Annotated in this window: 14 protein-coding genes; 6 read left to right on the plus strand and 8 right to left on the minus strand. The window is 72.8% G+C overall.

All coding sequences use genetic code 11. The features are described 5' to 3' along the window. Positions 1-6 precede the first annotated feature (6 nt). Both AC0I8G_RS12540 and AC0I8G_RS12545 read left to right on the plus strand, forming a co-directional pair. Complete coding sequence (locus tag AC0I8G_RS12540) at positions 7-2,061, plus strand: alpha-amylase family protein (protein WP_471730215.1); 2,055 nt, start codon at positions 7-9, stop codon at positions 2,059-2,061. Then, a complete protein-coding gene (locus tag AC0I8G_RS12545) occupies positions 2,061-3,971 on the plus strand; it encodes an alpha amylase C-terminal domain-containing protein (protein WP_471730216.1) in 1,911 nt (636 codons plus the stop codon). Before AC0I8G_RS12540 ends, AC0I8G_RS12545 begins: the two co-directional genes overlap by 1 nt. Here the strand turns inward: AC0I8G_RS12545 and AC0I8G_RS12550 are convergent. From AC0I8G_RS12550 to AC0I8G_RS12585, 8 genes are all read right to left on the minus strand, one after another. Continuing rightward, a complete protein-coding gene (locus AC0I8G_RS12550) occupies positions 3,928-4,671 on the minus strand; it encodes an AfsR/SARP family transcriptional regulator (RefSeq protein WP_471730217.1) in 744 nt (247 codons plus the stop codon). The genes AC0I8G_RS12545 and AC0I8G_RS12550 overlap by 44 nt on opposite strands. Positions 4,672-4,739: 68 nt before the next feature. Continuing rightward, positions 4,740-4,949, minus strand: a complete 210-nt coding sequence (locus tag AC0I8G_RS12555; protein WP_471730218.1) for a hypothetical protein — start codon at positions 4,947-4,949, stop codon at positions 4,740-4,742. Beyond that, positions 4,946-5,596, minus strand: coding sequence for an AfsR/SARP family transcriptional regulator (locus tag AC0I8G_RS12560; RefSeq protein ID WP_471730219.1), 651 nt, complete (start codon positions 5,594-5,596; stop codon positions 4,946-4,948). The genes AC0I8G_RS12555 and AC0I8G_RS12560 overlap by 4 nt, the downstream gene beginning before the upstream one ends. 19 nt (positions 5,597-5,615) lie before the next feature. Next, positions 5,616-6,422 carry a nitroreductase family protein gene (locus AC0I8G_RS12565; protein ID WP_471730220.1) on the minus strand — a complete coding sequence of 269 codons (807 nt, stop codon included), beginning with the start codon at positions 6,420-6,422 and terminating at the stop codon, positions 5,616-5,618. A 6-nt stretch (positions 6,423-6,428) separates the two neighbouring features. Continuing rightward, positions 6,429-6,740, minus strand: coding sequence for a hypothetical protein (locus tag AC0I8G_RS12570; RefSeq protein ID WP_471730221.1), 312 nt, complete (start codon positions 6,738-6,740; stop codon positions 6,429-6,431). A gap of 34 nt (positions 6,741-6,774) precedes the next feature. Beyond that, entirely contained in the window at positions 6,775-6,951 is a 177-nt protein-coding gene (locus AC0I8G_RS12575; RefSeq protein ID WP_380256660.1) for a DUF1059 domain-containing protein, read from the minus strand. A gap of 159 nt (positions 6,952-7,110) precedes the next feature. Next, positions 7,111-8,115: a TerC family protein gene (locus tag AC0I8G_RS12580; protein ID WP_471730222.1), complete on the minus strand. Its 1,005-nt coding sequence runs from the start codon at positions 8,113-8,115 to the stop codon at positions 7,111-7,113. A 146-nt stretch (positions 8,116-8,261) separates the two neighbouring features. Beyond that, positions 8,262-9,443 carry a PucR family transcriptional regulator gene (locus tag AC0I8G_RS12585; protein ID WP_471730223.1) on the minus strand — a complete coding sequence of 394 codons (1,182 nt, stop codon included), beginning with the start codon at positions 9,441-9,443 and terminating at the stop codon, positions 8,262-8,264. A gap of 253 nt (positions 9,444-9,696) precedes the next feature. Here AC0I8G_RS12585 and AC0I8G_RS12590 point away from each other — a divergent pair, with 253 nt between their 5' ends. From AC0I8G_RS12590 to AC0I8G_RS12605, 4 genes are all read left to right on the plus strand, one after another. Beyond that, positions 9,697-10,992 (plus strand): D-alanyl-D-alanine carboxypeptidase family protein, encoded by a 1,296-nt coding sequence (locus AC0I8G_RS12590; RefSeq protein ID WP_471730224.1) that lies wholly within the window; start codon positions 9,697-9,699, stop codon positions 10,990-10,992. A gap of 56 nt (positions 10,993-11,048) precedes the next feature. After that, positions 11,049-11,792: a glycerophosphodiester phosphodiesterase family protein gene (locus AC0I8G_RS12595; RefSeq protein WP_471730225.1), complete on the plus strand. Its 744-nt coding sequence runs from the start codon at positions 11,049-11,051 to the stop codon at positions 11,790-11,792. Beyond that, positions 11,789-13,153, plus strand: a complete 1,365-nt coding sequence (locus AC0I8G_RS12600; protein WP_471730226.1) for an MFS transporter — start codon at positions 11,789-11,791, stop codon at positions 13,151-13,153. Before AC0I8G_RS12595 ends, AC0I8G_RS12600 begins: the two co-directional genes overlap by 4 nt. Positions 13,154-13,309: 156 nt before the next feature. Further along, positions 13,310-13,657, plus strand: coding sequence for an RNA polymerase-binding protein RbpA (locus tag AC0I8G_RS12605; RefSeq protein WP_328296125.1), 348 nt, complete (start codon positions 13,310-13,312; stop codon positions 13,655-13,657). Positions 13,658-13,717 lie beyond the last annotated feature (60 nt).

Raw genomic sequence — 13,717 nt, forward strand, 5'->3', positions numbered from 1 at the left:
ACGCCCGTGGCCGTGACTGGGCGGGTGATCGAGCGGATGGGTTTCGGAACACCCCAGGTCGTCCCGGAGACCACCCGCGTCCGGGTGCGCCCGGGGGGAGCGCTGACCCTGGGTCTGGGTGTCTCGGCGACCTGTCCCGCTGAACTCGACGGGGCGAGCGCGAGCGTGTGGTCCAACGTCGGGACCGCCGGCCCCGAGCAGTTCGCCGCGACACCCATGTCACCCGTGCAGGCCGACGACGGTTTCCAGCGCGCCTTCCAGGTGACGCTGTCCGCGGTGGGGGCCGGGACGCACGTGGTGACGGCGTTCGTCGACGTCCCCGGAGCCGGGCGGGCGTGGGCCGCGGAGCACTGCCCGCCCGCGCCGCACGGGCTCACGGGCCGGGTCGTGTTCCGCGCCGTCGACCCGGCCCTGGACCGGGTGGTCGTGCGTGAGGTGCCGCTGGACAAGGCGAACGCCCGGGACTCCAGCACCGACATCTCCACCATCGACGACCTGCTCGCGGGCGGTGCGCGCTGGTACCACCTCGCCGGCCTGGCGGCCGCCGGGGTGACCTGCGTGTGGGTCCAGGTGCCCTACCGCCAGGACCCGTGGGACGGGCGACCGGCCGTCGACGACGCCGGGAGCGACTACGCCAGCACCGACTGGTTCGCGATCGACCCCGAACTCTCGCTGCAGGCCCGCGCGGTCCCCAGCTGGGACCGGGACCGGCAGCGGGACCTCGCCAACGACGTCATGCGTCGCTTCGTCACCGAGGCGCACGGCCGGGGTCTGAAGGTCCTCTTCGAGATCGCCCCGAACCACGTCGGTCACGACTTCGAGTTCCGGGACGATCTCGGTGCGGACGGTGTGCGGCGCAGCGACTACGCGCGGGTCGCGACGTCGCCGCAGCAGCTCGACGAGATCACCGCGCGCAGGGTGGCGCTGCCCGTCGAGGTCGCGGACTTCATGGAGTACGCCGACCCGCGGATGTACGCCGCGCGTCACCCCGACGGGAGTTACGACGCCGACGGGGCGGCCGACGTCGGTGACACCTACTCCCCCGACTGGTACGGCACGTGGGCGGACGTGAAGCACCTGAACCACGGCGGGCACCCGCCCACGGGGATCTGGGTGGCGCGCACCGCGCAGAACTACGCGGTGATGGACTGGATCGGGCGGGCGATGCGGTGGGCGTGCCTGGACCTGGGCGCCGACGGTTTCCGCATCGACCACACCCTGGCCATGCCCTACCACTTCTTCGAACAGGTCCTGCCCCGCGTGGAGCAGCAGGTCGGGCGTTCGCTGGTGTGGGTCCTGGAGGACCACGACCGCAAGGACTACAGCGCCACGGTCGGCGACGTCGTCCAGTCCACGGGGTACCAGGGGCTGCTCGCGGCCCTGGCCCGTGGGGACGTCGACGGCGTCTGGGGCTGGTTCGGCGACCCGCGGCTGGCGGTGGAGTTCACGGGCACGGGAAACCACGACGAACGGCGGGGCAGCACGTTCTTCGACGCCGGCTCCGGAACCGACCTCGACGCCTACGGCTGCGCGGTGGTGGTGGTGCACCTGGCCGGCGGGGCCCTGCTGATGCTCGCCGGCGACGAGTTCGCGGAGTCCCAGCAGTTGCGGTTCAAGGCGATCGGCGGGATCCCGACGCTGTGGCAGCTCGGGCAGGGGACGCTGGGTTCGGCGAACCTCGCGCTGGCGGAGCGGATCTCGGTGGCGGCGAGGTTGCGCCGGGACGACGCTGCGTTCGCCGGGGCGGAGCGGGAGCGGCTCGACGGGGCACCGCCAGGGGTGCTGGCGATGGTGCGCGGCTCGGCGCAACGACCGTTGGTCGTGGTGGCGAACCTCGCCGCGTCGGGCTGGGTCAGCGGGGCCCTCGCCGTGGGTGACCTCCTCGGCCGCTGGCTGGACGTGCGCCCCGGGGCGGACCTGCAGGTGCGGGACCTGCTGGCCCCCGATCCGGGTCGGCTGCTGTGGAGCCGCTCCGGCACCGGGCGGGCCCTGCTCGAGGGTGGGCTGGGGTTCGGGCTGCAACCGCACCAGGTCCAGGTGCTGGAACTGGTCGTCCTCTGATGGCGCTGGGACAGGACGGCGTCGACGACGCGACGCCGATGGGCGCGACCGTCCACAGCGGTGGCGTCGTCTTCCGCACGTGGGCTCCACGGGCGAGCGCGGTGCACGTGTGCTGGGACGAGAACTGGGCCCCCGGTCCGGCGAACGCCCTCCAGCGTGGCCCGGCGGGCCACTGGACGGGTTTCGTACCCGGGGTCGGTGACGGCACCACCTACAAGTTCTGGGTCGTCGGCGCCGGCGGCGCCGGGTTCAAGCGCGACCCGTGGGCCCGCGAGCTCACCCCGGGATTCCCGCTGTCCTGCGTCGTGCGGGACCCCTCGGGATACCCCTGGCACGACGGCGGGTTCCGGGCCCCGGAGTTCAGCGACCTCACGCTGCTGCAGCTGCACGTCGGCACCTGGTCGATCACCGGCACGGAGGGGATCGGAACCTTCCTCGACGTGACGGCCCGGGTGGACCACCTGCTGGCGCTGGGGGTCGACGCCGTGCAACTGCTGCCCGTCGCGGAGTTCCAGACCCCGACCAGCCAGGGCTACAACGGGACCGACCTGCACTCCCCCGAACAGCGTTACGCCGTCCACGACCCGGTCGAACTCGAACGCTTCGGGGATGTCGTGGACGGCCTCCTGGCCCGCACGGGGCACCCCGCGCTGGAGCGCCGGTGGCTGCAGGGTTCCGTGAACCAGCTGAAGGTCCTCGTCGACGTGCTGCACCTGCACGGCATCGCCGTCCTGGTGGACCTCGTCCTGAACCACGCCGGGCCGGGTTTCGACGACGAGAGCCTCTACTTCTACGACCGCGCCGTCGCGGGGAACCCCGCCGACAGCCTGTTCTTCACCGGCCAGGGCTGGGCCGGCGGACTGGTCTTCGCCTACTGGAACGCCGACGTGCGGCAGTACCTCGTCGACGTCGCCGTCCGGCACCTCACCGAGCACCACGTCGACGGGTTCCGCTACGACGCGCTCAGCCTGGTCGTCCAGCAGAGCGGCGACGGCTGGCGGTTCTGCCAGGACCTCTCGGCCACGGTGCGCTTCGTGCGGCCGCGGGCGGTGCAGATCGCGGAGTACTGGCCGATGGACGGCTGGGTGGTGCGCCCGGCGGACGTGGGCGGCGCGGGCCTGGACGCCTCCTGGGACTCCACACTGCGCGACGCCGTCCGCGAGGTGGTGGCCGAGACCTCCTCCGGGGGGTCGGGACCCGTGGACCTGGGTCGGGTCGCGGGTGCGCTGGCGACACCCGCGGGGTACGACGCGGCCTGGAAAGCGGTGCGCTACGTCGAGAGCCACGACGAGGTGCTCGTGGGCCGGCACCCGCGGGTGCCGGTGTTGGCCGACGGGGCCGACGCCCGGTCCTGGTACGCCCGCAGCCGGTCCCGGGTGGCGAGCGGTCTGGTGCTGACCTCGGCGGGCATCCCCATGCTCTTCGCGGGTCAGGAACTGCTGGAGGCCGCGCCGTGGAGCGACGACGTCGGCCCGGACACCGGGCGGGCTCCGTGGCGCCGGCTGGACTCCGGGGACAGGGTGACGGGGGACCACCTGCGGTTCACCTCGGACCTGCTGAGGCTGCGACGGGACCTGGCCGTCCTGCGCCGGGGAGCGACCAACGTGCACCACGTCGACCTCGCCGGCCGGGTCCTGGCCGTGCACCGGTGGCTGGAGGGCGGGGGGCAGGACGTCGTCGTCGTCGCCTCGTTCAGCGACACGACGCACGAGGGCTACCGGGTCGGGATGCCGTGGGCCGGAACCTGGACGGAACGGTTCAACAGCGACGTCTACGACGACTGGGTGAACCCGTGGGTGACCGGGAACGGCGGCGGTGTCAGCGCCGGGAGCGAGGGCTACGACGGGATGCCCGCCTCGACCGTCCTCACCGTGCCGGCGAACTCGCTGCTCGTACTGGCCCCGGGTTGAACCCGGGGCGGGTCCGGTCCAGGAGCTCACGCATCGCGAGGGTGGGTTCGACGTCGAGCTCGGACAGGACCAGGTCTCGGAAGGTCTCGAACTCCCGCACCGCCTCGGCGACGTTGCCCTCGGCCAGGTGCGCGCGGACCAGCACGCGGTGGGCGCTCTCGCGCAACGGTTCCGCGCGGACGGCGGCGAACGCGGTCTCGATCGCCTCGCCGTAGCGGCCGGCCGTCAGGAGACGTTCCGCGAGCACCTCGACGGCGCGGGTCCGCAACAGCCGCAACCGTTCTCGTTCCAGCAGGACCCAGTCGTCGTACCAGCCGGGCAGGAGTTCCCCGTCGAGGGCCGGCAGCTGCGCCGCCATGCCGGCCGAGCCGGGGTCCAGGACCGAGGCGGTCCAGTCCAGGAACTCCTGCACGTCGACGGTCACGCCCGGGGCCAGGGCCAGGGAAGCGGTGCTCGCTTCCACGAGCCCGGGTTGCAGGCGCTGGAGGCGCCACAACGTCGACCGCAGGCGGGCGTGGGCGCGCTGCTCGTCGGTGTCGGGCCACAACCGACCCGCGAGGGCGTCGCGCGATCGGCGACCGTGCAGTCCGAGGTGGGCGACGAGACGCTGCACCCCGCGCGGGAACTCCTGCGCGTCCCCACCGGCCTGGATCGAGAAACCGTCCAGCAGCGACACGTGCACGGAACCGCGAGCATCCACGGACCCACCTCCCCGCCGGGGAATGTTCCTCGCCACCGAGCGTAGCTGTCAACCACGCTCCGCCGCGGTCAGGAACCGGTCCCGGAAACCTCCTCCACCCACCGTCCCAGCAGGCTCAGGAGTTCCTCCCGCGAGGCCGTCGCGGCTTCCCAGCGGGACGCGCTGGAGGTGTCCAGTGCACTGATCCGGGCCCGGAAGCAGCCACAGGGTTCCTCCCGCCAGACCCGGACGAGCGCGACGGAGGTGATCAGGCCGTCGGGCGGGGTGTCCGCGGTCACCGGAGCGTGACCCCGACCCGGGCCAGGCGGGTGAGGGTCGTGCGGGTACGGGCGGCCCCGAGTTCGTCCCCGCGGGCCAGGTACGCCTCGAGCAGGGTGCGGTGTGCGCTGCCGCGCAACGGGTCCGCGCGCAACGCCGCGGCGGCGGCCTGCACCGCGGCGGCGGTGCGCCCGGCGCTCAGGAGGGTGCGGGCCAGGGCGTCGAGTCCGTGCAGGTAGCGCTGGCGGAGCCGCCGACGTTCGAAGACGACCCACTCGTCGCTCCAGTCCGGCAGCAGGTCCACGGTGATCGTGCGCCAGATCCCCTCGGCGAGGTCCTCCTCCAGCGCGTGCCCGCCGATGAGGCGCACCGCCCACGCCGACTGCCTGGTCGTGTCCAGCAGGGTTCCCGGTTGCAACCTCAACCAGCCGGGCGTCGCCTCGACGAGGTCCAGTTCCGCCGCCCGCAACCGCCACAACGTCGAGCGCAGGTTCCCACCGGCCCGCAGGTCGTCGCCGTCGGGCCACAACGTCGCGGAGAGTTCGCGGCGGTCGACCCGGCCGCCGCGCAGCGCCAGCAGGACGACCAGGCGACGACCGGCCTCGGGCAGCGGGGCGCACCGCCCGTCGTCGACGACGTCGGGCCCGCCGAACAAGCGGAGTTCCACCCCGCGACGGTAGGCGCGCTCACGTCACCGCAGCGTCACCGTCCCACCCTTCCTGGGGCGTGCGGCAGTCCTCGCGGAAGACGAACTGCGACACCCGCCGCCGTTCGTGGCTGGACCAGTCGATCACCGGCCGGCGGGCCTGCTCGGGGAGGTAGCCGATCCGGTAGACGGCCATCAGCTCGAGGTCGTCGGGGACCTTCAGCAGGTCCACGAGCGTCTCCCAGGCCCCGGGGACCTCCATCGGGAAGCTCACGAACTGGATCCCGAGTCCGAGCTCCGTCGTCGAGAGCCAGACGTTCTCCATCGCCGCGCCCATCGAGAACAGCGAGTAGAAGCCGGACAACTCCCCCGGCCGGTACTCCGCGCGGTCCAGCATCACCCCCAGCAGCAGCGGGGACCCGGCGACCAGGTCCCGGTTCTGGCGGCCGAGCTTGCGCGGGATCCGCAGCAGGTTCACCACGAACTGCCCGCGTCGGGTGAAGACGCTGCGGGTGAAGGGGCGCAACGGCGCGGGGAGCTTGTCGAAGAGCATCCCGGAGCGACTGCTCTCCATCTCCTCGGCGCTGAAGCGGAAGTAGCGCTTGTAGCGCTCGAAGAACGTCCCGTTGCCCATGGCCGTCGTCATCGACGCGCCGCTGACCCGCGCGACCGCTTCGACGGTGGCGCGGGACTCCACCAGGACGAACCGCCAGGGCTGGCTGTTCAGCTGCGAGGGGGCCCGGGCGGCGACCTCCATGAGGATCCGCTGGTGCTCCGGGCTCACCGGGTCGGGCAGGAACGCCCCGTTGGTGGTCCGTCGGGCGGCGATCGCCGCGCGCAGTTCCACGGCCGGTCAGCTCGCCAGGGCGGCGGCGTAGGCGGGGGCGGCGCTGCCGGCGATGACGGGGTGCCAGCGCGTGCGGGCCGGGACCGCCGGGATCGCCAGCAGCGGGAGCGCCGCGGGGAGGAGGCGGAAGAAGGCCCGGTCGCGGCGCAGGGCGAGCTCGGCTCCGGCGGCGGCGGTGAGGACGGCGGTGGCGACGTAGACGGCGTGGTGCACCCAGCGGAACCCCGAGGTGTCCAGGACCCGGGTGGCGACGGCCGCGCCGAGGGCGCAGTTGGCGAGGTAGCTCGCGGCGGCGGCGGTCAGCAGCGGGGTGCGCACGGGCGCAAGTGCACCACGCAGCGCGGTGGCGGGCTCAGCGGACCTCGCGGATGGCGAGCAGCACCTGCCCGACGAGTTCGGCCGGGACGTCGCGCAGCCCGTGGTCGTGGCGGGCGTGGCCGGAGACCTCGTTGAGGATGGAGTCGCTGTCGTGGGCGGTGAAGGTGCGTGAGCACCCGGCGACGACGTCGCCGCAGGAGAACTGCTTCACGGTGGGAGGGCTCCATTCCTGACGCCGCTGGGCTCGACGGTCAGTCACTGTTGTCGGCGTACACCGACTCCGACCTGAGCCCGGCGTGAGGAACCCCGCCCGGACGGCCGAACGCCCGCCGACCCGGGAGGGGTGGACGGGCGTTCGGGGCGTTGCGGTTCAGTGCTTGTCGACCGGCTCCCCCGCGGGTTCGTCGGTGGACTCCGGGGTGGAGCCCTCGCCCACCGCGGCCGGTGCCGGGTGGCGCAGGCTGAGCACGATCGCCAACGTCAGCGAGACCACGATGACGCCGAGGCTGACCCAGGTGGGGATGTGCGGGATCGAGGGGCTGATGACCTCGTGCCCGGCCTGGAAGAACAGCTTCACGCCGATGAAGGCGAGGATGAAGGCCAGCGCCTTGCTGAGCAGGTGGAAGCGCTCGAGCAGACCGGAGAGCAGGAAGAACAGCGCCCGCAGCCCCAGGATGGCGAAGGCGTTGGAGGAGAAGACGATGAACGGTTCGCTGGAGACCGCGAGCACGGCCGGGACGCTGTCGACGGCGAAGATCAGGTCGGCGGCCTCGATGGCCGCGACGACGGCGAGCAGCGGGGTGCCGTAGCGCTTGCCGGCTTCCTTGATGAAGAACTTCGTGCCGTGGTACTCGTCCTTCAGCGGGATGACCCGCTTGAGCATCCGGACACCGATGTTGTTGCTCTGGTCGCTCTCCTCGCCGTCGTCGCCCTTGAGCATCTTCCAGGCCGACCACAGCAGGATGGCGCCGAAGGCGAAGAGGATGACGGTGAAGCGCTCGACGACCGCGACGCCGACGCCGAGGAAGATGGCGCGGAAGATCAGGGCGCCGAAGACCCCGAAGAAGAGGACCCGGTGCTGGTACTCACGGGGGACCTTGAAGTACCCGAAGATCAGCGCGAACACGAAGAGGTTGTCGACGGAGAGGCTCTTCTCCAGCAACCAGGCCGTCGTGTACTGGGTACCGGCGTCGACGCCGTAGGCCCAGAAGATGATGCCGCCGAAGGCCAGTGCGATCGCGACCCAGACGGTGCTCCAGATGGCCGCCTCGCGGAAGCCGATGACGTGGGCTCCACGGTGGGACAGCAGGTCGATCGCCAGCATGACGACGATGACCGCGCCGAGCGCCAGCCAGGCCCACAAGGGGACGTTCAACCCCAGGTCCACTGTGATCTCCCGGTGTGTGAGGGTTCGTGACGACGTTTGTCGCTTTCACCCATCATGACTGCCGGGAGGTGGCAAAGCGGAGTCGAGGATTGGACGAGTTGGCGGCTCTTCCTTGCCGATGTCCGGCAAGGTCGTCAGTCACCTTCCCCCGGCCAGCCCAGTGCCCGGGCGGCGAGCACCGCCGCCTGCAGCCCGAAGCGGTGCTCGGAGCGGGTCGCGTCGATCCCGGTGAGGTCGCGCACCCGGGCCAGGCGGTAGGTGACGGCCCGCACCGACAGGTGCAGGCGCCGCGCGGTCTCGGTCGCGTTGCCGCCGGAGTCCAGGTACGCCTCGAGGGTCGCCAGGACGGGTTCCGCTCCCCCACGCACCTGGCGCAGCGGGGCCAGCGTCGACTCGACGAGGTCCCGGGCGACGCCCGGGTCGCGCAGCAGGACCTCGTGGACGAGGAGGTCGGCCGCGTCGGCCACCGGGTCCCCCGTGCCGAGGCGGCGGCCGAGCTCCAGGGCGCGGCGGGCCTGCTCGAAGGAGCCGACGACACCCGCGGCCCCCGCGGCGGGGCGTCCGACGCCGGCGCGCCAGGCGGTGCGGTCGGGGGGACCGAGGACGTCGCGCAACCGCAGGACGACCTCGTCGACCGCGGCCCGGTCGGGGGCAGCGAAGACGACGACGAGGGCGCCGTCCTTGGTCGCCACGAGCGGGTCGGCGTCGGCGACGCTGCCCTGCAGGCGGCGTTCGACGACAGCCAGCTGGGGGCTGCCGTCGCGGAAGGGGGTCTGCGCGCGGACGACGGCGACGGCGTGCGGGCCGGTCAGTTCGAGGCCGAAGCGCGGGGCGCGGCGCAGCAGGCCGCTGACGTCGGCGGTGCCGGCCAGCAGGTCGTCGACGAACTCCCGGCGGTCGGACTCCTCTCGGCGCACGAGCTGGCGACGGGCGAGCTGGTAGCCCTCGGTGAGCGAGGCGACGGCGTCGTCGGTGGCCCGCAGGACGACCTCCCCGGCGGTCACGACCCCGTCCGGGTCCGCGTGCGCGGCGGCGACCGGCGGGAGGTGCCGCCACAGCCGCCACGCGGCGGAGAGGTAGAGGTCGAGCAGGGCGCGCAACGCCACGCCCGAGGTCGCGGCCCCTTCCCCGACGCTGCGGTAGCGGGCGGTGCGAGCGGTGGAGAGCCGGCGTCCTTCGACGACGGCACCCCAGACGGCGTCGAGGAAGTCGCCGAGCAAGGCGGGGTCGATGCCGCCCGCGTCGTCGGCCGCGGCGTGCGCCACGTCGTTCAGGACCACGGTGTCGGGGTGGGATTCGGGGCGGGGCGCTGGCACCGCCGGATGATGGCACCACGGGGTCTGGGACGATGCGGAACGTGACGAATGATCAGCCCTCCGGGTTGTGATGCTCGTCACGCCCGTTGTCCACACCTACGTGCCGGTCCTCGTGGTGCCGAGGTTGCGAGAGGTAGTCTCGCCCGCGGTCCTCACCGGACCTCCCCACCGACGCACAGACCGACGCTCCGGACCGACGCTCCGGACGAGCAGACGCAGCCACACCGGGCCAGCGCCCCCGACCACACTGGACGTGCACGACGTGCTCTCACCGCAGGCCCGCCCCGCCCGCCGCTCGCAGCGACTGCGCGCGACCCTGCTCCTGGCCGGAGCGGTGGTCGGCAGCAGCTGCCTGAGCCTGGGCGTCGTCGCGCCCGCGACGGCGGTCACCGTCACGCCCGTCACCATCACCCCCGTCTCCGTCGGGACCGGCACGCCCTCCCCGCAGCAGCTCGCCGAGGCGCAGCGCCAGGCCGCGGCGTCCGCGGCGCAGGCCGCGCAGGTCCAGTCCCAGCTCGACGCGGCGCAGTCGCAGTTGGACGCGCTCGCGAAGCAGGCCAGCACGGCACTGGAGAACTTCCAGCGGGCCGACGAGGCACGGCAGGCCGCCGTGACCAAGGAGGCGGTCCAGCAGGAGCGGCTGCGCCAGGCCGAGATCACCCTGGCCGAGGGCAAGAAGGACCTGGGGCAGTGGGCGGCGTCGTCCTACCGCGGTGGTGCGGGTGGGTTGCGGGAGTACTCGGGTCTGGTCGACGTCCTGCGGGGCGGAGCGACCGACGACACCGCCAGCGCCCTCGCCTCGGTGAAGCGCATCGGCGACGGCCGCAGCAACGCCGTCGAGGCCTACGAACAGGCCCAGCGCGACCAGGTCGACGCCACCGCGCAGGCGGCCGCGGCCCGTCTGGAGGCGCAGACCCAGGCCGACATCGCCACCTCCGCCAAGCAGCAGGCCGACGCCCTGCTCGCCCAGCAGCGCACGCAGGTCGCCGCCCTCGCCGTCCTGCAGAGCACGGCCGCCGGCACGGCGAGCTCCGACGCCGAACGGGCGGCCAACCTGGCCACCGCCAAGGCCCAGGCCGACGCGGCCCTCGCGGCGGCCGCCTCGAGCGGGTACGGCGCCGTCGGTGACTGCAACACGAGCATCAGCCTCGCCGGCTACGCGAACGGGCTCATCCCCCGCAGTGCCCTGTGCCCGTTGGCCAGTGCCCCGAACCACGTCCTGCGCTCCGACGCGGCGAACGCGTTCGCGGCGCTGAACACCGCCTACGCCGAGGCCTTCGGCACCAACATCCCGGTCACCGACTCCTACCGGACGCTGGCCGAGCAGATCGACGTCAAGCAGCGCAAACCCGGACTCGCCGCGACGCCGGGCACGAGCCGTCACGGGCTGGGCATCGCCGTCGACCTCGGCGGTGGGATCCAGAACGCCGGCTCGCCGCAGCACCTGTGGATGGACCGCAACGCCGCCCTCTACGGCTGGATCAACCCCGCGTGGGCGCAGAACCGCGGCGGGCAGTTCGAACCGTGGCACTGGGAGTTCACCGACTGATGGTTCCCCGGCCGCCGGCCCGGCACGCGTTCTGCGCGTGGGAGGGACCGATCGCGATGGCCCACCGCGGCTTCTCCGCCACCCGTGAGCTCGCCGGGCTGGAGAACTCGCTGCCGGCCTTCGCGGCGGCGGTGGAACTGGGGTACCGCTACCTGGAGACCGACGTGCGGGCCACGGCCGACGGGGAGCTGCTCGCCTTCCACGACGAGCGCCTGGACCGGGTCACCGACCTGCGGGGTGAACTGGCGAGGACGCCCTGGGCGCAGGTCCGCCGCGCCCGCATCGCCGGGCGGGAACCGGTCCCCCGCCTGGAGGACGTCCTGGGCTCGTTCCCGCAGGCCCGGTTCAACCTCGACGTGAAGACGACCTCGGCGATCCCGGGACTGGACGCGGTGCTGCGTCGGACGAGGGCGCACGGCCGGGTCCTGGTGACGGCGTTCGCGGAGGACCGTCGCCGGGCCGCGCTGACCGCCGTCGGCGGGGCCGAGGCGACGTCGGCGTCCTCGCGCTCCACCGCCCTGGCCCTCGTGGGGGCCGGTCTGCGCACCCCACCGCTGGTGCGGCGGGCCCTGGCCGGGGTCGACGCCGTGCAGGTGCCGGTGCGCCAGAACGGGGTCGAGGTGGTGTCCGGGCGCTTCGTCGACGCCGTGCACGGTGCGGGCGCGCAGGTGCACGTCTGGACCGTCGACGACGCCGTGCAGATCGGTGCCCTCCTCGACCTCGGGGTCGACGGCATCATCACCGACCGCGCCGACGTCCTGCGCGAGGTCCTGCTCGCCCGCGGTGAGTGGTCCTCGTGAGCACGACGCTCGACCCGGCCCTGGGGCGGGCGCGTCGTTCCTGGTACGTCTACGACTGGGCCAACTCCGCGTTCGTCACCACGACCCAGACGGTCCTGTTCGCGCCCTACCTCACGGTGCTGGCCCGCCGGGCGGCGTGCCCGGAGGCGCCGGACGGCTGCACCCGCACCCTCTCCGTGCTGGGGTTGCCGATCGCCCCGGGTTCGCTGGCGCTCTACACGATCACCCTGGCGACGATCCTCGCGGCGCTGGTGCTGCCCTTCGTGGGGGCGCTGGCCGACCGCAGCCGTCACCGGCACCGCCTGCTGGCCGGTTTCGCCTGGGTCGGCGCGGCGGCCGGGACGGCGATGGTCGCGATGGGTGGGGACCGGTGGTGGCTGGGGGTCCTGCTGGCCCTCGTCGCCGTCGTCAGCCTGGTCTGCTCCCTGGTGGTCAACGACGCGCTGCTCTGCGACGTCGCGGCCCCGGAGGACCGCGACAAGGTCTCCTCGCGCGGGTGGGCCGCGGGCTACCTCGGGGGTTTCCTGCTGCTGGCGATCAACCTGGTGCTGGTGTCCACGCCGTCGACCTTCGGTCTCGACGACGAGTGGGCGGTGCGGGTCTCGCTGGCCTCGGCCGGGCTGTGGTGGGGGCTGTTCACGTTCGTGCCGTTCTTCGGTCTGCGGCGGTTGCCGGCCCGCCCGGTGCTCGACCTCGCGCCGGGTGCGCGGGGGTCCCTGACCGCGCCGGTGCGCCAGCTGGTCGCCACCCTGCGCGGGTTGCCGGCCCACCCCCAGGTGCTGCGGTTCCTGGTGGCCTACCTGATCTTCAACGACGGCATCCAGACCGTCATCGCGGCGGCGAGCGTCTACGGCCAGGAGGAGCTCGGCTTCAGCCAGGCGCAGCTGCTGACCACGATCCTGCTGGTGCAGGGCGTCGCGTTCCTCGGGGCGCTGCTCTTCGGCCGCCTCGCCGGCCGGTTCGGGGCGAAGCGGACCGTCATGGGTGGGCTGGGCCTGTGGACGGTGGTCGTGGTGATCGCCTTCGGGGTCCCGCGGGGTGCGTTCCCGACGTGGCTGGGTCTGGCCGTGCTCATCGGACTGGTGCTCGGGGGGACGCAGGCCCTGTCGCGCTCGCTCTACAGCCGGCTGGTGCCGGTCGGGGCGGAGGCGGAGTACTTCAGCCTCTACCAGGCCGGCGAGCGGGGGACGAGCTGGCTGGGCACACTGGTCTTCGGGCTGGTCGCGCAACTGACCGGTTCCTACCGCCCGGCGCTGATGGCGTTGCTGGTCTTCTTCGTGGTGGGGGCGTTGCTCTTGTCGAGGGTAGATGTGGATGCCGGGGTTCAGCAGGCACGCCGAGGTACCGATCCAGTACGCTGAGTAACCAATCAACCTCGCTGCGCACATGACCTCCACACTCCGAGTGCGGAAGTCGCGGAACAGCGGGGGTCGTCACGGCGTTCAACCATCAAGTCCCCTTCACTCTCCCCGGACCGCGGGAGTAGCCGTGACGAGGGGGACGATGGGGAGGTCACTATGAGCGAGCGCAACCTGCGAGGGTCCCGCCTCGGAGCCGCGAGCCTCGAGAGCGAGTCCGGTGTCGAACCGGCCGAGCGCCAGATGGTCACGTACAACTGCCCCGAGGGGCACACGGTCGTGGTGCCGATGTCGCTGGAGGCCGACGTGCCTCCGTTGTGGGAGTGCCGTTGCGGGGCGGAAGCCCTGCGTGCGGACACCGACGCACCGGAGCGCAAGGCCGGCAAGCCGGCGCGTACGCACTGGGACATGCTCCTGGAGCGTCGCACCATCGCCGAACTGGAAGTCCTGCTCGACGAGAGGCTCGCGCTGCTCCGCAGCCGCGAACTGATCAAGCGCAGCGCCTGATCCAGCGCGCACCACGAAGGCCGGTCCACCACCTGGTGGGCCGGCCTTCGTGGTGTCCGG

The organism is Kineococcus sp. AC630 (assembly GCF_979255925.1).